This is a genomic window from Streptosporangium sp. NPDC051022, assembly GCF_040683035.1.
Taxonomy (GTDB): Bacteria; Actinomycetota; Actinomycetes; order Streptosporangiales; family Streptosporangiaceae; genus Streptosporangium.
In genome coordinates this window covers 36,864-58,435 of record NZ_JBFBCF010000044.1, presented here as the reverse complement: position 1 = coordinate 58,435, position 21,572 = coordinate 36,864, and the positions used below count along the sequence as shown (strand labels likewise).

The following is a 21,572-nucleotide window of genomic DNA, read 5'->3' as shown; positions in this document are numbered from 1 at the left end:
ACGTTACCAACGGTGGCGAGCGGGTCAGGGCAGCCGTGATCCCAGCAGTCCCGCGGACACCGCGACCAGCAGCCCGGTCGCGATCGCCGCCACGACGAACCACTGGCTGATCTCCTGGTTGACCATCCGGTAGCCGAGCGAGGTGCCGATCTGCTCGTAGACCTCCCGCAGCTGGCTGCTCGACTCCGCCTCGTAGGCCCGTCCGGAGGTGCCGTCGGACAGGGTCTGCAGGGTGGTCTTGTTGACCGGCACGTTCACGTCGCGGCCGTCGATCGAGACGGTGCCCTCCTGGGTGCCGTAGGCGATCGTGGAGACCGGAACGCGCGCGTTCATCGCCGCCTCGATCGCCTCCGCCACCGACCGGCCCGAGGTGTTGTCGCCGTCGGACAGCAGTACGATCGCGGCGGGCGGCGGGTCGGTGACCGCCTGCTGGTCGAAGGAGCGGATGGAGTCGATCGAGCTGAACACCGCCTCGCCGATGGCGGTGCCGGCCCGGGTGGTCAGGTTGCCGAGCGAGGTGATCACCGCCTGGTGGTCGGTGGTCGGGGAGACCACGACCGACGCCGAGCGGGCGAAGGCGACGACCCCGACGTTGAAACGCTCCGGCAGGTCCCTGACGAACTTCTGGGCCGCCTCCCTGGCCGCGGCCAGCCTGGAGGGCTGGACGTCGGCCGCCTCCATCGACAGCGAGACGTCCAGCGCGACGATGATGGTCGCGCGGTCGCGCGGCACCCGCACCGAGTCGGCCGGCCGCGCCGCGCCGACGACCAGCAGGCCCATCATCACCAGGAACAGCACCGGGGCGACGTGCCTGCGCCAGTCGGGGCCCGAGGGGGCGACCAGCGTCAGCAGCGGCAGGTTGGTGAAGCGCAGCGCGTAGCGCCGCCGGGCGAACTGGGCGGCCACGTAGCCCGCGACGACCAGCGCGAGCACGGCGAACAGCCACAGCCACGCCGGTGAGAGGAAGGTCATCGCGCCGCTCCTGACATGGGGTGCCGGTGTGCCAGGTGGGCCGTGTGCCGCTGCCGCAGGACGAAACGCGCGATGTCCGCCACCCAGTCGCGGTCGGTGCGCAGCACCAGGTGCGCCACCCCGCAGCGGCGCAGCGCCAGCCGGGTCGTCGCCCGCTGCGCGGCGGCCGCCTGCGCGTAGGCCGCGCGCACCTTGGCGGTCAGCCGGATCCTGCGGCCCCGGCCCGTCTCGGGGTCGGTCAGGCTGACCAGCCCCACCGGCGGCAACTCCAGCTCGCGCGGGTCGATCACCTCGATGGCCAGCACCTGGTGCCGGGCGGCCAGGCGGCGGATCGGCCGTTCCCAGGGCAGTTCCACATCCGGGTCGAGGGTGGGCTCGGCGTCCAGGAAGTCGGAGACGACGATCCGCAGGCCACGCCGCCGCCGTGCCGCGGCGAGCACCTCGATCGCCTCGGACAGGTCGGGGGCGTCGGCGACGGGGCGGCCCCTGGGGGCGGCCGTCAGCGAGTGCAGCAGGCCGTACAGGGCGGGCTTGCCGCCCCTGGCGGGCATCCGGTGGATGTACTCGTCGTGCAGGACGTACGTCCCGAACCGGTTGCCGATCCGGCCCGTCAGGAAGCCGACCGCGCCGATCGCGGCCACGACCAGGTCCCGTTTCTCCATCCCGGCCGTGCCGAAGTCCATGCTGGGCGACAGGTCGGCCAGTGCCCAGGTCTCCAGCTCCCGGTCGGCGATCAGGTCCCGCACGTGCGGGACGCTCGTGCGGGCGGTCACCGCCCAGTCCATCCTGCGGATGTCGTCCTCGCCGGGGACGTAGACCCTGCTGTCGCCGAACTCGCTGCCAGGGCCGGGGAGAAGGCCCTGGTAGGAGCCGTTCAGCAGCCCGTCGAGGCGTCTGACGATGGTCAGTTCGAGCCGGCGCAGGGCCTGCTCGGAGGCGCTCATGACGCCCGTCACCGGGGTCCCTGGTTCCACACGACCAGGGGCGGGGGCACGACGGCCAGCACCTGCCTGACCACGTCCTCCGGGTCGACCCCGTCGGCCAGGGCGTCGAAGGTGAGCATCAGCCGGTGGGACATCACGTCCACGGCCACGTCACGGACGTCGTCGGGCAGCAGGTAGTCGCGGCCCCGCAGCAGGGCCAGCGCGCGTCCCGCGGCGACCAGGCCCAGCGTGGCGCGGGGACTGACCCCGATCTCGATGTTGTCCTCCAGCCCGGCCAGGCCGTACTCGGCCGGGGAGCGGGTGGCCATCACCAGCCGGACCACGTAGTCGGCGACCAGCTGGTGCACCGAGACCTGGTCGGCCGCGGCCTGCAGCGCGGCCAGCCGCGCCGGGTCGAGCACCGCCCTGGGAACGGGAGGGGCCACGCTCATCCGGTGGAGGATCTCCAGTTCCTCGTGGGCGGTGGGGTGGATGACGCGGATCCTGAACAGGAACCGGTCGCGCTGGACCTCGGGGAGCGGATAGACGCCCTCCGACTCGATCGGGTTCTGGGTGGCCAGCACGATGAACGGCTTCGGCAGCGGGTGGGTCCGCCCGGCCAGCGTCACCTGGCGCTCGGCCATGACCTCCAGCAGCGCCGACTGCACCTTGGCCGGGGCGCGGTTGATCTCGTCGGCGAGCAGGAAGTTGACGAACACCGGCCCGAGCTCGACGTCGAAGGCCTCGCGGGAGGGATGGTAGACCCGGGTTCCCACGATGTCGCTGGGAACGAGGTCCGGGGTGAACTGGATGCGGGCGAAGTCGCCGCCGACCACCGTGGCCAGCGTCGAGGCCGCCAGGGTCTTGGCGACGCCCGGCACGCCCTCGAGCAGGCAGTGACCGCGCGCGAGCAACGCCACGAGCAGCCGCTCCACCATGTGCTCCTGGCCCACGATGACCCGCCGGACCTCGGCCAGGGCCTCGCGCAGCAGTCCGGTGTCGATCTCGCTCGGTAGTTCTTCGGCGACGGTCATGTTGATATTCCACCAAATGAAATGCCGGGTCGCACGGCTGGTCGGGTGCGCATTTCCTGTTCGTACCCACAACGGTGTGTCCGCGGACGGGGCCCGATCCCCGCCGTGTGCTTTCATGGCAGGCGTGGCCAGTCCGCTCCAGTACGGTGATCCGCCCCAGCTGGGGCCCTTCGTCCTGCGGGGCCGCCTGAGGGTGGGGCCCGCGGGGCTGGTCTACCTCGGGCAGGCGCCCGACGGCAGGGCGGTCTCGGTCGCGGTGCTCACCAAGGGGGCCGCGACCGACCCGGCCGCCCGCGACCGGTTCGTCACCGGCATCCGCGAGGCGGCGGCGAGCCGCTCCGGCGTGCGCGGCTGGATGGCCAGGGCCGCGCGCGGCCGTACGGCGGTGGCCGACGCGCCGCCGCAGGTGCTGGCCATGGACGGCGGGAGCGCGCCGTGGGTGGCCACGCCGTACGAACCGGACAGGGCGGGAGCCGAGCGGTTCCTGGAGCCGGTGCTGGTGAGCGGCACGCTGATCGGCGAGCGGCACGGCCCGGACTTCGCGCCGCACTGGGTGAGCGACCGCTCCCCTGCGCTGCCCGCCCCGCCCCGGGCCGCGCCGCCGCCCGTCGAGCCCCGCCGGTCGGTGGTCGTCGCCGGGGCCGCGCTGACCGTGCTGCTGGTGCTGCTGGCCGTGATGGTCTGGCTGCTGCTGCACCGGGAGGAGGAGGGGGCGCCGCCGCCGAGACCGCTGCCGCAGACGACGTTCGTGCCGACCCCGCCGCCGGTCCCGGCGACCACGGAGCCGGGGCGGCCGACCCCCTCGCCGTCTCCCTCGGGCGGCGGGACGGGAAGTCCGGGCCCGAGACAGGGCGACGAGGACGACGGCGCCCCCATCTGACCTTCCGCGCGGCGGGTGACTAGCGGCAGACCCGGGCGTCGGCGATCCTCACCGGGAGGACGGGCTTGCCGTCCACCGGCGGCGTGGGGCCGTCCGGGGAGGGCTGGATGCCGCCGGCGGCGATGCGGTCCAGGGTGGCGAGCCCGGCGGCGTCGACGGTCCCGAAGACCGTGTAGTTGGGGGCCAGCCCGGAGTCGCCGTAGACCAGGAAGAACTGGCTGCCGTTGGTGTCGGGGCCGGCGTTGGCCATGGCCAGCACCCCGCGCGCGTACGTCTTGCGCGTCCCGGTGGTGTCGCCCGGCCACGGCGGCAGATCGGTGGGCAGCTCGTCCTTGTAGCGGTAGCCCGGCCCGCCCTCACCGGTGAACTTGGGGTCGCCGCACTGCAGTACCTTCAGCCGGTCGTAGGCGGTCAGCCGGTGGCACGCGGTGACGTCGTAGAACCCGTGCTGGATCAGGTGCACGAAGCTCTGCACCGTGCACGGCGCCTTGGCCGCGTCGAGGGTGAGCCCGATGGTGCCGTGGTTGGTCTTCAGGACCGCGGAGGTCCGCCGGGTGGGAGTGCGGCGCGGGTCCGGCGGCAGCGGCACCTTGCGGGCGGCCGGGTCGTCGGGGGTCTCGGTGTACTGGCACGGCCCCTTCGTCGTCCTCGGAGGCCTGTCCCCGGCCGCGTCCGTGGCCGCCGAGACGGGCGCGGCTCCCAACGCGGTCAGCGAACACACCGTCACCGTCGCCACCGCGGCGCGTGCCGCGAGGCGTAACAACGAGCTGTCAGACATGCTGCTCTCCCTGGGGGGTGATCAACGGGCTCCCTGTGGTCTAATCGATCTGACCGGTGCCGTCAAGAGCGCGGCGCGCGGCCGTGCCGTGCGGCCGGAGACGGGCCGCGCGCGCCGCCGGGATTCCGCCGCGAACCGCCGGCCGTCGCCGTGCGTGGCGGACCGGGGGGCGGGCAGGGCACGGATAGGGGCACGGACAGGCCGGGGGACGGGTTTCCGGATGACTGAAACGGCTCTACGCTAACGAATCAGACCAGAGCGACCCCGTGGGCGCGGGCTGGAATGAGGACGCATGGAGTCAGCGCTGTCGGTGCGCTTGTTCGGGCCGCTCGAGGTCACCGACGCCGGTGGCCGCCCGGTGGAGATCGGCACCCCCAAGCAGCGGGCCGTACTGGCCATGCTGGCGCTCGATCCGGGACGGATCGTCTCCCTGGACCGGCTGATGGACGAACTGTGGGAGGGGGAGGCCCCCTCCAGCGCCACGGGAACGCTCCAGGCCTACATCTCGCTGCTGCGGCGGGCGCTGGAGCCCGAACGCGCGCCCCGCGCGCCGTCCAAGGTCCTGCTGACCCGCGCGCCCGGCTACCTGCTGGCCGTCGCGCCGGTCCAGGTCGATCTCGTCCGCTTCCGCACCTGGGCCGAGGACGGCCGCCGCGAGCTCGCCCAGGGCCGGTACGGCGCCGCGATCCGGCTCCTGGAGCAGGCGCTGACCACCTGGCGCGGGGAACCGCTGGCGGAGTTCACCGGATACGAGTTCGCCCAGCCGGTCGTCGCCCGTCTCACCGAGCTGCGCGCCCAGGCCGTCGAGGACCTGTTCGAGGCGAGGCTCGCGCTCGGCGACGGCGGGGCCTGCGTCGCCGACCTGGAGGGCCTGGTCGAGGCCCACCCCTACCGGGAGCGCCTGTGGGGGCTGCTGGTGCGGGCCCTGTACCGGGCGGGACGGCAGGCCGACGCCCTCGCCGCGCTGCGCAGGGTGCGCGCCGTACTCGCCGAGGAGCTCGGCATCGAGCCCGGCGCCGAGCTGCGCAGGCTGGAGCAGGCGGTGTTCGACCAGTCGCCCGAGCTCGACCCGGCGGTCCCGGTCCCGGTCGCCGAGCGCGATGCGCCCGAGACGGCGCGGGGCGAGTACCGCGGCGACCTGGTCGCCAGGCAGGCGCAGATGCGCCGGATCGGGGAGCGGCTGGCCGGCGTACGGCGGGGCAGGGGCGGGGTGCTGCTCGTCACCGGGGAGGCCGGGGTCGGTAAGACCAGGTTGGCCCAGGCCGCCGCGGAGGAGGCGGCGGCACGCGGGCTGGCCGTCGCCTGGGGCCGCTGCGCCGAGGACACCGGCGCTCCCGCGTTCTGGCCGTGGCTGCAGGTGCTGCGCGACCTGGAAGGCGCGGTGGGCACGGTAGGCGCGGTGGGCGCGGTGGGCGCCCGGACCGCGACCCCGGCCGGTTCGCCCGCCGGTACGGCCGTCGCGGGCGCGCTGCGGATGCTCACCGGTCAGGAACTGCCCGCGAACGACGATCCGGGAGCGGCCCTGTTCGAGCTGCACGAGCGGGTCGTCGCGGGCCTGACGTCCGGAGACGTCCCCGCGCTGGTCGTGCTGGACGACCTGCACTGGGCCGACGCGTCCTCGCTGCGCCTGCTCGCCTTCGCCGCCGCCGAGCTGTCCCGCAGGCCGATGCTGGTGCTGGTGACCATGCGGCCCGAGCCCGGCGACGAACCCGAGCAGCTGAACGCCACCCTCGCCACCCTGTCGCGCGAGCCCACGACGGAGCGGATGCCGCTGCGGCCGTTCACCCGCGAGGAGGTCTCCTCCTACCTGTCCCGGCACGACCTGGCCGGTGCCGGTCCCGACCTGGCGGGGGTGCTGCACGAGCGGTCCGGCGGCAACCCCTTCTATCTCGGCGAGCTGCTGCGGCTGCTGGGCAGCGAGCACCGGCTCGACGGCACCGCCCTCGGGATTCCCGAAGGGGTGCGGGAGGTGGTGGGCAGACGCCTGGCGAGGCTGCCCGAGCCCACCGGGGAGCTGCTGCGCTCGGCCGCCGTGCTCGGCCGCGACATCGGTTTCGACGCGCTGGAGGCGATGACGGGGACACCGGCCGAGGAGGTCCTGTTCCGGCTGGAACCGGCCGTCGTGACCGGGCTGGTCGTCGAGGTCCCCGGCGGTTTCGACTACCGCTTCTCCCACGCGCTGGTGCGCGACACCCTCTACGCCGGGCTGGGGCGCCTGGAACAGGCCAGGCTCCACCTGCGGGCCGGTGAGGCGCTGGAGTCCCTGCCCGGCGGGGAGAACACGGCCAGGCTCACGAGCCTGGCCCACCACTTCGCGATGGCGGCCAGGGTCGGCGGCGCCGCCAAGGCCGTGCGCTACGCCGCCGCGGCCGCCGGGGAGGCGACCGCGCGCCGCGCCTACGACGAGGCGGTCCGCCTCTGGGAGCGGGCGCTGGCGCTGGCCCCCGAGGACCGCTGCGAACTGCTCATCGGGTACGGCAGGGCCCTGCGCGACGTGGGCGACCTGCAGCGGGCGCGCGAGGCGCTGGAGGAGGCGATCGACCTGGCGGCACGGACCGGGAACCGGTCGGCCATGGTCGAGGCGGTCGCCGTGTTCGGCTGCCTGAGCGTCTGGAACTGGCAGCCCTACGGCGTGGTGGACACCCGGATGGTCGCGTTCCTGGACGATCTGCTGAGGGAGCCGCTCGACGCCGCGGACCGGGTCGTGGTGCTCGGCACCCTCGCCGTCGAGGTCAACTACGGTCCCCGGCGGGCCGAGGGCGAGCGGATGGCGGCCGAGGCGGTCGAGCTCGCCCGGGAGATCGGCGACCCCGTGCTCCTGGCCCGCGCGCTCAACAACTACCTGGTCTCCGCCTGGGTGGCCGAGTGTGAGGACGAGCGCCGCCAGGCGGCCGAGGAGATGCTCGCGCTGCCGGACCTGCCCGCTCCGACGGAGATCGTGGCACGGGTGTTCCGCATGATCGCGCTGTTCAGGCTGGGCGAGCTGCAGGAGTGGGAGCGCGACCTCGAGCGCGCCGAGCGCCTGCTGCAGGAGGTCCGCAGGCCCGAGCTGGAGGCGATGGTGCGGGTCGCGGAGGCCTCCAGGCGCGTCCTGGACCGCGACTGGGAGCGGGCCGAACGGCTGACGGAGGAGTACGGCGGCCTGCTCGACAAGTCCACCATGTGGGGGATGGAGTACGCCCGCCAGATGACGCTGTTCGCCTGCCGCAGGGGACAGGGCCGGGTCCCGGAGATCCTGCCCGGACTGGTGGCCGCCGCGGGCATGCCGTACATGGAGCCGCTGCGTCCCGTCGCGGTCCTGGCCGCGCTCGACGCGGGGGATCCCGAGCTGGCCCGCACGCTGATGCGGCGCTGGGGGACCGTGATCCGCGACGACTGGTCGGCGGAGTTCGTCACCGTCGTGTGGGCCCACGTCTCGGTCAGGCTGGGCGTTCCCGAGCCCGGCGCCCTGTACGACCGGCTCGCGCCCTACGGCGACCGGCTCATCGGTAACGGCTCGGGGATGCTCGGCTGGGGAACGGTCCACCTGGTCCTGGCCGAGTTGTGCCGGGCGATGGGGGACCCGGTCCGGAGCAGGGAGCACGCGGAGGCGGCGCACCGGGCGCATCTGCGGCTCGGCCTCGCGCACTGGGCGGGCGAGAGCGCCCGGCTGCTGGCCGAACTGGACGACGCCCCCGCGGGTGTCCGGAGTGACATGAAGCGCGACGGCGGGGGAAGGGAGGCCGTTGACAGGTGAGATGAGGTGATTTCGAAATGCCGGTACAGGAAGAACTGCCGTCGACCCTGCGCCGTTCCTCGGAGAAGGCGCAGAAAACGTGGATCAAGGCCCACGACTCCGCCGTGGAGACCTACGGTGAGGGACAGCGGGCGCACCGCACGGCTTTCGCCGCGCTGAAGCACTCCTTCGAGAAGGTCGGCGACCACTGGGAGCCGAAGGGCCGCAAGGGGCCCTCCGACGCTCAGGCGGCCAAGCGGACCCCGAAGGCGGGCAAGACCGCCGGGGGAGTCGACGCCAACGCGTCCAAGCAGCATCTGTACGACGTGGCCAGGCGCCTGGAGATCGAGGGGCGCTCGTCGATGACGAAGGACGAGCTGGTCGAGGCCATCAGGAAGGCCAACCGGCGGGCGACCGCGAAGAAGACCTCTTCGAAGGGGGCTTCGAAGGGAGCGGGGAAGAAGTCGGACAGGGTCACCGCGGCGTCCAGGTGACCCCTCGCCGCGTCACCGGCCGGTTCCGTCCCGGTTTCCGGCCGGGACGCGGTTTCCCCGTTCTCCGGCGTTCTCCGGCCGGCAGGTGACCTCGTCCTCGGGGTCCTCGGGGTCCTCGGGGCTCTCGGGGCTCTCGGGGCTCTCGGGGGTTCTCCGGGTCCTCCGGCCGGGGACGGCCGCGCCCCGGGGACCGGCGGTTGTTCAGGAGACCTTCCTTCTTGCGGAGATCTTTTCCCTATGGGCTATAAGGCGCTTCATGTCGGATATGGACACGTGTGTGCCGGGTATCCGGCACGCCGGAAGTGACCCGCCGTACGGAAGGAAGCGTCGACCATGACGGACGTGTCGAGCAAGGGGGCGCAGCGGGATGACGAGCGCCCGGTGCTGACCAATCGGCAGGGACACCAGGTCTACGACAATCAGAACCAGCGCACGGTCGGGGCCCGGGGCCCGGCGACGCTGGAGAACTACCAGTTCCTGGAGAAGATCAGCCACTTCGACCGGGAACGCATCCCCGAGCGGGTGGTCCACGCCAGGGGTGTCACCGCCTACGGATACTTCGAGGCGTACGGCAAGCTGGGCGAGGAGCCGATCGGCCGCTACACCAGGGCGAAGCTGTTCCAGGAGGCGGGCAAACGGACCGACCTCGCCGTGCGCTTCTCCACGGTGATCGGGGGCAGGGACTCCTCCGAGGCGGCGCGTGACCCGCGCGGGTTCGCGGTGAAGTTCTACACGGAGGACGGCAACTGGGACCTCGTCGGCAACAACCTGGCCGTCTTCTTCATCAGGGACGCCATCAAGTTCCCCGATGTGATCCACTCGCTCAAGCCCGATCCGGTGACGTTCCGGCAGGAGCCGGGGCGGATCTTCGACTTCATGTCGCAGACGCCGGAGAGCATGCACATGCTGGTCAACCTCTTCAGCCCGCGAGGCATCCCGGCCGACTACCGGCACATGCAGGGCTTCGGGGTCAACACCTACAAGTGGGTGAACGATCAGGGCGTGACCCATCTGGTGAAGTACCACTGGATGCCGAAGCAGGGCGTGCGGAGCATGACCGCCGAGGACGCTGCGGTCGTACAGGGGCGGGAGCTCGGGCACGCGACCAAGGACCTGCACGAGGCGATCGACCGGGGCAACTTCCCCGAGTGGGAGTTCCTGGTGCAGATCATGACCGACGACGAGCATCTCGAGCTGGACTTCGACCCGCTGGACGACACCAAGGTGTGGCCGGAGAACGAGTTCCCGCCGCTGCCGATCGGCCGGATGGTCCTCGACCGCAACGTGGCCAACAACTTCGCGGAGAACGAGCAGATCTCCTTCGGCACCGGTGTCCTGGTCGACGGGCTCGACTTCTCCGACGACAAGATGCTGGTCGGGCGGACGTTCTCCTACAGCGACACCCAGCGTCACCGGGTGGGGCCGAACTACCTGCAGCTGCCGGTCAACCAGGCCAAGCACGCCGAGATCCGGACCAACCAGCGCGACGGCCAGATGGCCTACCTCGTCGACGGCACCGGAGAGAGCCCGCACGTGAACTACGAGCCGTCCATCACCGGAGGGCTGCGCGAGGGGCACTACCCCACCCACGACGAGCAGGGGCCGATCATCTCGGGGCGGCTGACCCGCAGGCGCATCCCCAGGACCAACGACTACCGGCAGGCCGGGCAGCGCTACCTGCTGATGGAGCAGTGGGAGCGCGACGACCTCGTGCTCAACCTCGTCACCCTGCTGTCGCAGGCGGCGCGCCCCGTGCAGGAGCGCATGGTCTGGCACTTCCTGCTGGTCGAGGACGAACTCGGCGGGCGTGTCGGCGAGGGGCTCGGGATCGCTCCCGAGGACGTCGCCCACCTGGAGCCGCTGGCGGGCCAGGACCTGACCGATGAGGATCGTGAGCGGCTGTCCAACCTGGGCAAGAACGGGCCGCGCGACGTGTCCGGGCTGAAGATGACCCACTGCGTCCCCGACGGGCGGGCACGGATGGCGGCCGCGGGCTGACTCTCCGTCCCACGGAGAACGGGCGGGCCCGGACCGGCTGGGGGGCACGGTCCGGGCCGCCGGAAGAAGATCGGAGGGGCCCCGGTCCCTCCGCTTCCGCCGCCCTTCGCCGGTGCGCGCATGCCCGCTTGTCCGCTCGGAAGGGAAACCCCAGGTCAAAACGCCCTGATTTTTCGCCCGAAAAGGTATGAATGTACTTTCTGCGGGCACCCGATCCAGAAGCCGAGCCGCCAACCGTCGAGCCTCTTCACCGCCATTGGATCGCCTATGTCTATTCAGGGCAACGTCATCCCCATCATTCACTGGTCACGCCGCTCCTCCTGTCTCACCGAGGATCCCGAGCTCTTCTTTCCCGTCTCCGCGGAGGGGCCGGGGCGTGAGCAGTACGAGCGGGCCAAGGCCGTGTGCCGCCGCTGCCCGGTGCAGCGGCGCTGCCTGGAGTACGCCCTGAACACCCACCAGATGTACGGAGTGTGGGGCGGGACCACCCCTGACGAGCGCAGGGTGGCCATGTCGGAGATGAGACGCAGGGCCAGATGATCTCCACGCGGACCGGAACGCTCCCGGGCGGCCCGGTCCGGCCGGAGCCGTGCCCGGCCGCCGGAGGGCCGCCGGAGCCCGCCGGGGCGGCGATCCCGGCGATCCCGGCGATCCCGGCGGACCTCGCGGAACTCAGGCGGATATCCGGTGGACGGGGCGGCCGTGGTGGCGGTGCGCGGCGACCGCCTCGGCGAAGGCCGAGGTGAAGCCGTCCAGGTCTCCGCCGTCGCCCGCGCCGTCGGTGACCACCCCCTGCGGCGAGCCCGCCTCGACTCCCACCGCCTCCAGCAGTCCCGTCCCGGCGCCCAGGGCGCCGACGGCCTTGCCGTGCTTGAACGCCTCGGAGACGAAGTGCAGGGCGTCGCCGTCCTCGGACAGCGTCTGGACGCTCTGCTTGCCGCCGGGGACCAGCACCGCGTCGTACAGCACCGAGGCCACGGTGGGCAGCGCGCGGGTGACCTCCAGCTGCTCGCCGTTCTCCCCGCGGACGAGGCCGTCCCGCGCGGCGAGCACCTCGCAGGTGGCGCCCAGCCCGTTGAGCGCGTCGCGCACGGTCCTGGCCTGGGCGACGTCCACGCCGTCCGCGGCGAGGATGGCGATCTTCCTGGTGGCGACGCTCCGTACCGGGTCGTTGTCCTGGCTGAGGGCGGGGGAGCTGCGGCCGTGGTTGGGCGTGGCGGGCCGGCCCGGAGGCTCGACGCCGATGCCCTCGGCGACCAGTACGGCCAGCTCGTGGTCGACGTTGTTGATGTTGCGGACCACGCCCTCGCGGACGTGGACGTGCTCGACCTTGCCCAGCTCGAAGCGGAAGGCGGCGACGATGTGCTCCTTCTCCCAGTCGGCCATGCTGTTCCAGAACAGGGTGGCCTGACTGTAGTGGTCGGCGAAGCTCTCGCTGCGCTTGCGGATCTTGTCGCCGTCCACCCGCTCCTGGTAGTGCGTGTAGGCGCCCTCGCCGCCGGGCGCCGGGTAGCCGCCGCTCAGGGAGTTGGGGTTGTAGCTCGTACGGCCCCTGGCGATGACCGACTGGTGGTAACCGTCGCGCTGGTTGTTGCGCACCTCGGCGATCGGCCGGTTGACCGGGATCTGCGGGAAGTTGGGCCCGCCGAGCCTGATCAGCTGGGTGTCGAGGTAGGAGAACAGCCGGGCCTGCAGCAGCGGGTCGTTGCTGAAGTCGATGCCCGGGACGACGTTGCCGATGCAGAAGGCGACCTGCTCGGTCTCGGCGAAGAAGTTGTCGGGGTTGCGGTCCAGCACCAGGCGCCCGACGGGCCGCACCGGCACCTGCTCCTCAGGAATGATCTTGGTGGCGTCGAGCAGGTCGAAGTCGAACGAGCGCTCGTCCTCCTCGGGCACGAGCTGCACGCCCAGCTCCCACTCGGGGAAGTCGCCGTCCGCGATCGCCTCCCACAGGTCCCTGCGGTTGAAGTCGGGGTCCTTGCCCGCGATCTTCTGGGTCTCGTCCCAGACCAGCGAGTGCACGCCGAGCCTGGGCTTCCAGTGGAACTTCACGAACGTGCCCCGCCCCGAGGCGTTCACGAGACGGAAGGTGTGCACACCGAAGCCCTGCATCATCCGGTAGCTGCGGGGCAGCGCCCGGTCCGACATCAGCCACATCATCATGTGGGTGGTCTCCGGCTGGAGCTGTACGAAGTCCCACAGCGTGTCGTGCGCGGAGGACGCCTGCGGGATCTCGTTGTGCGGCTCGGGCTTCACCGCGTGCACGAAGTCGGGGAACTTCACGCCGTCCTGGATGAAGAAGACCGGCATGTTGTTGCCGACGAGGTCGAAGTTGCCCTGCCGGGTGTAGAACTTGGTGGCGAAGCCGCGCACGTCCCGCACGGTGTCCGCCGAGCCGCGCGACCCGGCGACGGTGGAGAAGCGGACGAACACCGGGGTCCGCAGGTCCGGCGAGGTGAGGAACTCCGCGGTGGTGCGGTCGGCCAGCGAGTCGTCGTAGGCCTCGAAGTAGCCGTAGGCCCCCGCGCCGCGGGCGTGCACGACCCGCTCGGGGATCCGTTCGTGGTCGAAGTGGGTGATCTTCTCTCTGAAGTGGAAGTCCTCCATCAGCGTCGGGCCACGCTCGCCCGCCTTGAGTGAGTTGTCGGTGTCGTCCACCCGGATGCCCTGGTCGGTGGTCAGGGCGGTGTCCTGGTAGTCGACCCGGACCTCGTCCAGTTGCCGGTCCTTGTCCGTACGGTTGTCGCCGGTCATGAGTCCTCCCGTTGAGGCGCCGGGCCTGAGATGCCTCGGCGCAGGGCGGCTATACCCGACAAATCCCACCAAAGCGGTAAAGCGTCGGCATTTCCTTGTTTTTTGCGGTGGCTTTGACGGGGGTCCCCGGGCCGCCCCGGCGGCCGTTCACGGCCAGGTCCCGGCCCCGGTCGCCACCTCGCGCAACCGGGCCGGCCCGCCGGTCTCCGGGGAGAGCGGAGGGGTGTCCATGCCCGCCGACGCGCGAAGACCCTCCAGCAGCTCCCGCAGGGCGTCGACCGCCGTGTGACGGGGCTGCCAGCCCAGCTCGGCGCGGGCGCGCGTGACGTCCATGACCGGCATCCTGAGCACCAGGTCGACCAGCCCCGGGGACGCCGGGACCAGGCGAAGGTGCCAGGCCGCGGCGGCGGCGCTCCTGAGCGCCCAGCCGGAGACCGGCACCAGGCGGGCGCCGAGCAACTCGGCCAGCACCGGCGGATCGATCACGGGATCGGCGGCGACGTTGAAGGCGCCCGGCACCGGGCGGGTGACCGCCAGACGGTAGGCCTCGCCGATGTCGTCGGCGTGGACCGCCTGGAACCTGAGGCCCGGCGTGTCGGGGACGAAGGGGATCAGGGCGGACCGTACCAGCCGCTGGGGCACGAGGGGGCCGCCGAAGAGCCGACGCTGCTCGGTCGCGGCCTCCCGCTTGAAGACGAAGCCGGGGCGGAGCCGTACGACCTGGGTGGCGGGGTTGTCCCGCTCGAATATGTCGAGCAGCCGTTCCACGTACGCCTTCTCCCTGCCGTAGGCGGCGCCCGGCCAGCCGTCGGTGGGCCAGTCCTCGCCGACGGGCCGGTCCTTCGGCCCCGAGGAGTAGGCGCCCACGGAGGAGGCGTACACCAGGACGGGGACGTGCTGCCCGGCCACCGCCTCGAAGACGCGGGAGCTGCCCAGGACGTTGGTCCGCCAGGTCGTCGCCGGATCACGTGTCGGCTGGAACAGCCATGCCAGGTGCACGACCGCGTCGGCCCCGGCGAAGTGCGACGCCAGGTCCCCCGTCGTGACGTCCACGGTGCGCCAGGTGGTCTTGGCGGGACGCCAGTCGGGGCGCCTGCGGGCCAGGCCGAGGACGGAGGTGACGTTCTGGTCGGCCACGAGGGCGGACACCACGCTCGTGCCCACGTTTCCGGTGGCGCCGACGACTACTACGCGCATGTGTACCGCCTGCCCCGGGCGGGGCGGGCGAACCCTGGCCCGGATATGGCTTTGCCGTACGGTGGCCTGACATGACACGGCCTGACACGGCACGGGGCGGGCCGGCGCGGTGCGGCGGGGCCGGAGGGCGGCCGATCCTCGCCGGAGCGGGCACAAAGGATCATGCTTCGAAACTTTGTGAAGTGTGAAGGTTTTTGCCCTTTTGCTTATTAAAGTTCCGGTGATGGGGGCAACAAGTGCGGACGCACGAGTATGGAGTGAACTACGGATTTCCTCCGCGCCGAAGGTGTCGGTCTCGATATCGCCGAATCTGACGGCGCTGGCCGTGATAGCGGATGCGCTGGCCGGACGGCGGCGGGGGCTGCCGGAACCGTGGCGGAACGTGGTGCGGGAGGCGGTGAGCGTCCCGGGCAGGGAGGCCGTCCGCCCGCTGGGGGCCAGGGGCTACTCGGTCGTGCCCGACAGCGTGGTGCCGCAGGCTCCGATCGGGGACGTCTCGGTGGAGTCGCAGGTGGCCATGCTGCGCGAGGTGCCCGAGGAGCGCCTGATCGCCGACCTCGAGCAGGCGTTCGGCGATGATCGGGTGCCGGAGCACTGGCGCCCCGCGGCGGACCGGCCGCGGCGATGGCTCGCCGGGTACGCCTCGGCGCTGGAGGACGTGTGGGGGACGGTCGGCCCGCTGTGGGAGCGGGCCGGGCCGCTGCTCGACCGGGAGGTCGAACGCGTCGGGACGGCGGTGGTCCGAGGCGGCCTGGACGTGCTGCTGAGCTCGCTGAGCGAGCGGATCAGGTACGGCGAGGACGGGTTGCTGATCGGCGACCTGGAGGCGAGCCGGTACGACCTCGGCGACCGCCGTATGATCCTGGTCCCGATGCTGGCCGGGCGCGACGCCGTGATCGTGAACCTGGACCATCCGGATGTGGTGTGGATCGCCTACCCGGTGCCGGGGGCCGAGGCCCTGTGGCGGGGATCGGGAGTGCGGGCGAGCGACGAGCTGTCGGCGCTGGTGGGGCCGGTCCGCGCGGCGCTGCTGCACTCCCTGGGACGGCCGATGACGATGAGCGCGCTGGCGGCCGGGGCGGGGATGGTGCCCAGCGCGATCACCTACCACTGCGAACGGCTGGTCGCGGCCGGGCTGGTCAGACGCGAACGGCGGGGACGCGAGGTGTGGATCGTCCGCACCCGCAGGGGTGACGAACTGCTGGACCTGTTCCGGTCCGCCGGCCCCGTGTGACGGGGAGAGCAGGCGGGCGGTTGGTCACCGGCGCCGCGCCGTGCGAGCCTTGGCCCATGGCTACTGCGCGCTGGAAAGGCGAGGTCATCGCGGAAAGCGACGACACCGTGATCGTGGAGGGCAACCACTACTTCCCGATCGACTCGGTCCCCTCCCGATACCTGAGGCCGTCCGAGACGACCACGTCCTGCCACTGGAAGGGGACGGCGAACTACTACACGCTGCACGTCGGGGGCGAGGACAACCCCGACGCCGTCTGGTACTACGCGGACCCTGAACCGGAGGCGGCCCAGATCAAGGGACGGGTGGCCTTCTGGAAGGGCGTCGAGGTCACCGGCTGAACCGGCCGGGGGCGGCCGCCGGGCCGCCCCCGCGCACCGGCGGCCACGACCACCGTCCCCGCCCGGGGAGCGTTCCCCGGGCGGCCCGGCGGGCGGCCGATCAGCCGACCAGGTCGGCCTCGACCTCATGGCCGTACAGCCAGGCGTTCTGCGTGAGCGGGTCGCCGTCGGCGAAGGCCGCGTCGCGCTCACGCTGGGCGGGGCCGTCCGGCAGATGGTTCTGCACCTCGCGGCCCCGGCTCATCAGCTGGACCTGGGACGCCCTGGGCCGGCGGATCTCCTCGTAGCGCAGCAGCGCGGCAGCCGCGGTGCGGGGCGTGGCCTCCTCCAGGCACCGCGCCAGGACCGACGCGTCCTCGATCGCCTGGCAGGCCCCCTGCCCGAGGAAGGGCAGCATCGCGTGGGCGGCGTCCCCGAGCAGGGTGATCCGGCCGTCGGTCCAGCGCTCCAGGGGACTGCGGTCGTACAGGGCCCAGCGTTTGGTCCCGGCCGCGGCGCCGATCAGCCGCCCGAGCACCGGGTCCCAGGTCTCGAACTCCCGGGCCAGGTCCTCGAGCCGCCCGTCGGCCGTCCACGACTCGAGCCGCCAGTCCTCGGAGGGCACGATCGCGACGACGTTGACCAGCCGCCCCCCGCTGATCGGATAGTGCACGAAGTGCCTGCCGGGCCCCAGCCAGATCGTCTGCACCGGCCGGACCATCAGCTCGGGCGCCTCGTCGGCCGGGACCAGGCACCGGTAGGCGCACAGGCCGGAGAAGCGCGGCGGGGCCTCGGTCACGATCGAGGGCCGCACGGTGGAGTGGATCCCGTCGGCGCCGACGACCACGTCCGCGAGCACCGTGCTCTCCTGCGCACCCTCCTGGCCGCCGGCGAAGGTCAGCTCGACCTCCCGCTCGTCCTGCCGCAGCCCGGTCAGCCGCCGGTTCAGCCGCACGGCGTCCGGCGGCAGCGCCTCCACCAGCATGGCGAGCAGGTCGGCCCGGTGCGCGACGTAGCAGTCGACGCCGTAGAGACGACGGCACTCGGCCCCCATCCGCTGGGAGAACAGCACCCGCCCGTCCTGCCAGCGCCGCAGCTCCCAGGCGGCCTCCAGCCGTACGGCGAAGTCGGCCAGCCGATCGCCGAGACCGGCCCGCGTCAGGGGGCGGACCATGTTGGGGGCGACGATGATGCCGGCTCCGACCTCCCGCAGCTCGGCGGCCTGCTCGTAGACGACGGCCTCGATGCCCGCCTGTCTCAGCAGCAGCGCGGTGGCCAGGCCGCCGAGGCCTCCGCCGATGATGGCGACTCTCACGCGTCGTTCCCTTCCGCCCGCTCCGGCCGTACCAGGCGGCCGACGGCGCCGTCGATCCTGAAACGCGCGGGCCCGTCGTCGAAGAACAGCGGTAACTCGTCGTTGTGCCAGTTACGCACGGGCACCAGGCCCGGCTCCAGCAGCTCGAACCCGTCGAACAGCGCGAGCACCTCGTCATGCGTGCGGAAGGTGCTCTGGACGGGGGTGCCGGTCGTCGCGACCGCCAGCTGGGTGCGTACCTCGGGGATGCTGTCGGCCATCAGGTGGGAGATCACCAGGTGGCTGCCCTCCGCCATCCTGCGGGCGAACGCGGCGACGATGCCCGCGGGGTCCTCGTCGTCGGTGACGAAGTGCAGCACCCCGGCCATCAGCAGGCCGACCGGCTGGGAGAAGTCGATCAGCCGGACGACCTCGGGGTCGTCCAGGACTGCGCCGGGCCTGCGGATGTCCGCCAGGACGCTCGCCACGTGCTTGTCACCGGCCAGCAGCACCTCGGCGTGCAGGCTCACGACGGGGTCGTGGTCGACGTACACCACCGGGGCCGTCGGATCGGCCTCGTGCGCGACCTGGTGCACGCTGGGGGCGGTCGGCATGCCGGTGCCCAGTTCGATGAACTGCCGGACGCCCAGTTTTGCCAGGAGCCGGACGGCTCTGATCAGGAAGTCACGGTTGGCCCTGGCGGCCGGACGGGCGTCGGGGGCCACCGTCAGCAGCCGTTCGGCGAAGGCACGGTCGACCGCGAGGTTGTCCTTTCCCCCCAGGAGGTAGTCGTAGACGCGAGCGGAACTGGGCACGCTCGGATCGACCCCCGGGGGGACACGTTCCAACTCCGTCACCGCGACTCCTCCGTCGACGAAGGCCAGCGCGTTGATCATACTGGGCAGTCCTCTACGTAGGGAGGCATATACGGACCCACCGTCCGTTCTCGGGTGTCGTTTCCGGCGGGAGACGGGCTTCCCTTTTCCGGGCTGTTCGGGCCGGGAGTACGGCCGTGCCCACCGCAGGCGGCGGCACGGCCGTACGGGGAGGAACGGGGCCGGGACGTCGGTGCGCCTCGGCCCGGATATCGACGATCCGGGACCGGGACACGCGGGTGGGGGAGGCGCTTCCCGCGAGCCCCGGAGCCCGGAGGGGGGTGGAGCCGACTTCGGTCATGACGTGATCTCTGTGGAACGTGCGTACGGCGTTCGCCGGTACCGGGGCGGCGCGGGCGGTGGTGCCTCGTCTTCCGGCACTCGTGCGTGATTCCTGAGCTGTCGGCGGACGTCGTGGGGGACCTGCCTTCCATCGGGTCCGCACCGGGGTTGCGGCCTTCGGCGGTCGGGGGCGTGACGAGGATCCGGGCCGTGACGGAACGGGATCGGCACCGTGTGCGCGCCGGAGTCCGTCGTTCCCCGTCGGGAGACGGCGCCGGTGAGGTCTACGTCGCAGACCAGCGCATTTATGTATAGGAAACTTTCCTTAAAGAAAAGATAATCCGGTCACCGGGGACCGTCAACATCCGGCCGGGGGCCGTATGGAAACCGTCTCTCCGATGGTTCCGGACCGTCTTTCGGCGGGACACTCCCTGAGCCGGATCCGCCCGGGGCCTCTGCGGCGGAGGGGGCGGGACCGCGCCGAAGACCGTTCAGGGCCGGATCCGGTAGTGGTAGGTGTGCGAGTGGGTGAAACCCGCCCGGGTGTAGAGCCGGACGGCGGCCTCGTTGTCCCTCTCCACCTGGAGGTACAGCCGCGCGGCCCCCTGGTCGCGCGCCCAGCGGGCGCCGGCTCCGAGCACGGCGGTCGCCACGCCCCGGCGCCGCTCCCCCGGGGCGGTCGCCATGCAGAAGACGCCCGCCCACCCACGCTCGGCCACGAACAGTCCCATTCCGCGGGGCCGGCCGTCGAGGACGACGCTCAGGAAGGCGGCGGGGGAGGCGATGCGGGAGAGGACCTCCTCGCCCACGGCCGCGCTGTCGTCGTGACCGTCCAGCTCGGCGAAGACGCCGAGCCAGGGGCCGGGGGTCCCGGTCAGGCCGACCTGGACGGACGCCGCCGCCCGGACGGACGCCGCCGCGGCGACGTCCTCGGTCGCGGCCGTGAGAACGGAGGTTTCACCGGTGCGCCGGTAACCCCGGGAGGCCAGGGAGGCGTCCAACTCACCGTGGTACTCCGCCGGGCTGACCTGAATCCGTGTCGGCATGTCGCGTTCGCCGTAGAAGCGCTCGACCCGCTCGACGCCGCCGACGTACGGAACCGGCGGCAGCGCGGAGTTGCAGCGCTGCCGGCCCACGCCCGGACTGTGCCGGAGCAGCCAGCCTCCGCACTCCTCGGTGATCGACGCGGGCCACGCGGCGGCGGCCCGCCGTTCGATCTGCCGGATCGACGGGGGCGGCTCCTGCCGGTGCGCCGCTTCGACGGCCATCACTTCGTACGATCCCCCGTCCCATCAGCCGTCCGCTCCACCACCCGCTCCTCCGTTCCCACGCGGAGCGGGCGCGGGGCCGGGCAGGACGGTCCGCGGCGCGTTACGGCTGGACCGGCCCTGGTCGGCCCGGGTGGCACAGGCCAGGGTAGCGGCTGTCACACCGGGGGCGGACCGGACAATGACCGTATTACGGTCACCCGTTTTGGGGCATTCCCATTGCGGGGAAAGGGAGGCCGGCGAGATGAAAATCATCAGCATACCGGCCTTACCTGGGACGTTACTAAAAAGCTGCCCATATTGTGAAGTTATAGAAAACTGTAGGGTACAAACCCACCCTCGCTCGGTGTCAGCTTTGGTCCAGTCCAGGCTGCCAGGTTCGGAACCGGTCGCCCGCAACGGCGTCGCACAGCGCCGGCTTTCGCCGGCCCCGTCGACACCGGACGCGATCGACAGGGCCGGCCGGGCACGACCCCCCGAAGGCCAAGGAGGCCATTGTGGACGCCGAGAACACCCCCGTCGAGGAATTCGACGAAGAGAATGACGCCAGGGGCATCAGCCGCAAGACGCTGCTGAAGGCCGCCATCATAGGCGCCCCGATCCCGCTGCTCATGGGCCAGGTCCCCGCCCTGGCCCGTGACGCGCGGCAGGAGGGCAAGCTGCTCGACCCCACGCCGTTCTGTGGCAGCAGCGACCCCGCGACGATCGCTCAGACGGAGGGGCCGTACTTCAAGCCCGGCTCTCCGCTGCGTGACACGCTGCCCGGCTCCGGCACCGCGCTGACCGTGAGCGGTTACGTGTTCAACCGCTCGTGCCAGCCGGTCGCCAACGCGCTGATGGACTTCTGGCAGGCCGACAACGCCGGTAACTACGACAACAGCGGCTTCACCTTCCGCGGGCACCAGTTCACCAACGCCCAGGGTTTCTACAAGCTGACCACGATCGTGCCCGGCCTGTACCCCGGCCGTACCCGGCACATCCACGTGAAGGTGCAGGCCCCCGGCAAGGGAATCCTGACCACCCAGCTGTACTTCCCGGGTGAGCCGCGCAACAGCAGCGACACGATCTACGACTCGCGTCTGCTGATGAACGTCAAGACGGTCGGTTCCGGAAGGGAGGGGACGTACGACTTCGTGCTCAACTTCACCGGCACGCCGACGCCGACCCCCACCGTCACCCCCACGAACACGCCGACCAACACGCCCACCTCGAACCCCGGTGGCACCTGGGCGGCGGGTACGAGCTACAAGGCCGGTGACGTCGTCTCCTACGGTGGCTCCAACTACCGGTGCGTCCAGGCGCACACGGCCTACCCCGGCTGGGAGCCGCCGAACGTCCCCGCTCTGTGGCAGCGCATCTGACGCGCCTGCCCTTCGGCACCGGCATCCGCTGACCGCGGGTGCCGGAAGCTCCGGTCTGCGCACCGTGGGGCCGGTGCCACGCGGACCGGAACGCGGGGCGGCACGCCGCCCCGCCGCGACACCGGCCCCTGCTTCGCCGTACGGAACCTCGCCGCCATCGTGCCCCGCGGACGCTCATCCGCGATCCGCGCGT

Annotated in this window: 17 protein-coding genes; 8 read left to right on the top strand and 9 right to left on the bottom strand. The window is 71.9% G+C overall.

Going from position 1 to position 21,572, the window contains the following annotated elements:
- Positions 1-24 precede the first annotated feature (24 nt).
- Genes AB0N02_RS42530 through AB0N02_RS42520 form a run of 3 tightly spaced genes read right to left on the bottom strand, consistent with a single transcriptional unit; the run spans position 25 to position 2,929 of the window.
- Complete coding sequence (locus tag AB0N02_RS42530) at positions 25-972, bottom strand: VWA domain-containing protein (protein ID WP_363959607.1); 948 nt, start codon at positions 970-972, stop codon at positions 25-27.
- Complete coding sequence (locus AB0N02_RS42525) at positions 969-1,916, bottom strand: DUF58 domain-containing protein (RefSeq protein WP_363959656.1); 948 nt, start codon at positions 1,914-1,916, stop codon at positions 969-971. The genes AB0N02_RS42530 and AB0N02_RS42525 overlap by 4 nt, the downstream gene beginning before the upstream one ends.
- Before the next feature lie 8 nt (positions 1,917-1,924).
- A complete protein-coding gene (locus AB0N02_RS42520; RefSeq protein WP_363959604.1) occupies positions 1,925-2,929 on the bottom strand; it encodes an AAA family ATPase in 1,005 nt (334 codons plus the stop codon).
- 115 nt (positions 2,930-3,044) lie between these two features.
- Between AB0N02_RS42520 and AB0N02_RS42515 the strand changes: the two genes are divergently transcribed.
- Entirely contained in the window at positions 3,045-3,809 is a 765-nt protein-coding gene (locus AB0N02_RS42515) for a hypothetical protein (RefSeq protein WP_363959601.1), read from the top strand.
- A gap of 19 nt (positions 3,810-3,828) precedes the next feature.
- Here AB0N02_RS42515 and AB0N02_RS42510 read toward each other — a convergent pair whose 3' ends face one another.
- Entirely contained in the window at positions 3,829-4,587 is a 759-nt protein-coding gene (locus AB0N02_RS42510; RefSeq protein ID WP_363959598.1) for a peptidylprolyl isomerase, read from the bottom strand.
- Positions 4,588-4,879: 292 nt separating this feature from the next.
- Between AB0N02_RS42510 and AB0N02_RS42505 the strand changes: the two genes are divergently transcribed.
- From AB0N02_RS42505 to AB0N02_RS42490, 4 genes are all read left to right on the top strand, one after another.
- On the top strand, positions 4,880-8,323 hold the full coding sequence (locus AB0N02_RS42505; RefSeq protein ID WP_363959595.1) for a BTAD domain-containing putative transcriptional regulator: 3,444 nt from the start codon (positions 4,880-4,882) through the stop codon (positions 8,321-8,323).
- A gap of 17 nt (positions 8,324-8,340) precedes the next feature.
- Entirely contained in the window at positions 8,341-8,796 is a 456-nt protein-coding gene (locus tag AB0N02_RS42500; protein WP_363959592.1) for a ChaB family protein, read from the top strand.
- 333 nt (positions 8,797-9,129) lie between these two features.
- Positions 9,130-10,794, top strand: coding sequence for a catalase (locus tag AB0N02_RS42495; protein ID WP_363959589.1), 1,665 nt, complete (start codon positions 9,130-9,132; stop codon positions 10,792-10,794).
- Positions 10,795-11,061: 267 nt separating this feature from the next.
- Entirely contained in the window at positions 11,062-11,334 is a 273-nt protein-coding gene (locus AB0N02_RS42490) for a WhiB family transcriptional regulator (protein WP_363959586.1), read from the top strand.
- A 132-nt stretch (positions 11,335-11,466) separates the two neighbouring features.
- Here AB0N02_RS42490 and AB0N02_RS42485 read toward each other — a convergent pair whose 3' ends face one another.
- Complete coding sequence (locus AB0N02_RS42485) at positions 11,467-13,548, bottom strand: catalase (RefSeq protein WP_363959583.1); 2,082 nt, start codon at positions 13,546-13,548, stop codon at positions 11,467-11,469.
- A gap of 147 nt (positions 13,549-13,695) precedes the next feature.
- Positions 13,696-14,745 carry an NAD-dependent epimerase/dehydratase family protein gene (locus AB0N02_RS42480; protein ID WP_363959580.1) on the bottom strand — a complete coding sequence of 350 codons (1,050 nt, stop codon included), beginning with the start codon at positions 14,743-14,745 and terminating at the stop codon, positions 13,696-13,698.
- Positions 14,746-15,070: 325 nt separating this feature from the next.
- Between AB0N02_RS42480 and AB0N02_RS42475 the strand changes: the two genes are divergently transcribed.
- Together AB0N02_RS42475 and AB0N02_RS42470 are read left to right on the top strand one after the other, a co-directional pair.
- Positions 15,071-15,979, top strand: a complete 909-nt coding sequence (locus AB0N02_RS42475; protein WP_363959577.1) for a hypothetical protein — start codon at positions 15,071-15,073, stop codon at positions 15,977-15,979.
- A gap of 56 nt (positions 15,980-16,035) precedes the next feature.
- On the top strand, positions 16,036-16,320 hold the full coding sequence (locus AB0N02_RS42470; protein WP_363959574.1) for a DUF427 domain-containing protein: 285 nt from the start codon (positions 16,036-16,038) through the stop codon (positions 16,318-16,320).
- 100 nt (positions 16,321-16,420) lie between these two features.
- Here AB0N02_RS42470 and AB0N02_RS42465 read toward each other — a convergent pair whose 3' ends face one another.
- The 3 genes from AB0N02_RS42465 to AB0N02_RS42455 all read right to left on the bottom strand — a co-directional run bounded on the left by AB0N02_RS42465 (position 16,421) and on the right by AB0N02_RS42455 (position 20,018).
- On the bottom strand, positions 16,421-17,614 hold the full coding sequence (locus AB0N02_RS42465) for an FAD-dependent monooxygenase (protein WP_363959571.1): 1,194 nt from the start codon (positions 17,612-17,614) through the stop codon (positions 16,421-16,423).
- Positions 17,611-18,489, bottom strand: a complete 879-nt coding sequence (locus AB0N02_RS42460; RefSeq protein ID WP_363959568.1) for an SAM-dependent methyltransferase — start codon at positions 18,487-18,489, stop codon at positions 17,611-17,613. Before AB0N02_RS42460 ends, AB0N02_RS42465 begins: the two co-directional genes overlap by 4 nt.
- Positions 18,490-19,241: 752 nt before the next feature.
- Positions 19,242-20,018, bottom strand: coding sequence for a GNAT family N-acetyltransferase (locus AB0N02_RS42455; RefSeq protein ID WP_363959565.1), 777 nt, complete (start codon positions 20,016-20,018; stop codon positions 19,242-19,244).
- Between the two features lie 497 nt (positions 20,019-20,515).
- Between AB0N02_RS42455 and AB0N02_RS42450 the strand changes: the two genes are divergently transcribed.
- Positions 20,516-21,379, top strand: coding sequence for a carbohydrate-binding protein (locus AB0N02_RS42450; RefSeq protein WP_363959562.1), 864 nt, complete (start codon positions 20,516-20,518; stop codon positions 21,377-21,379).
- Positions 21,380-21,572: the final 193 nt, after the last annotated feature.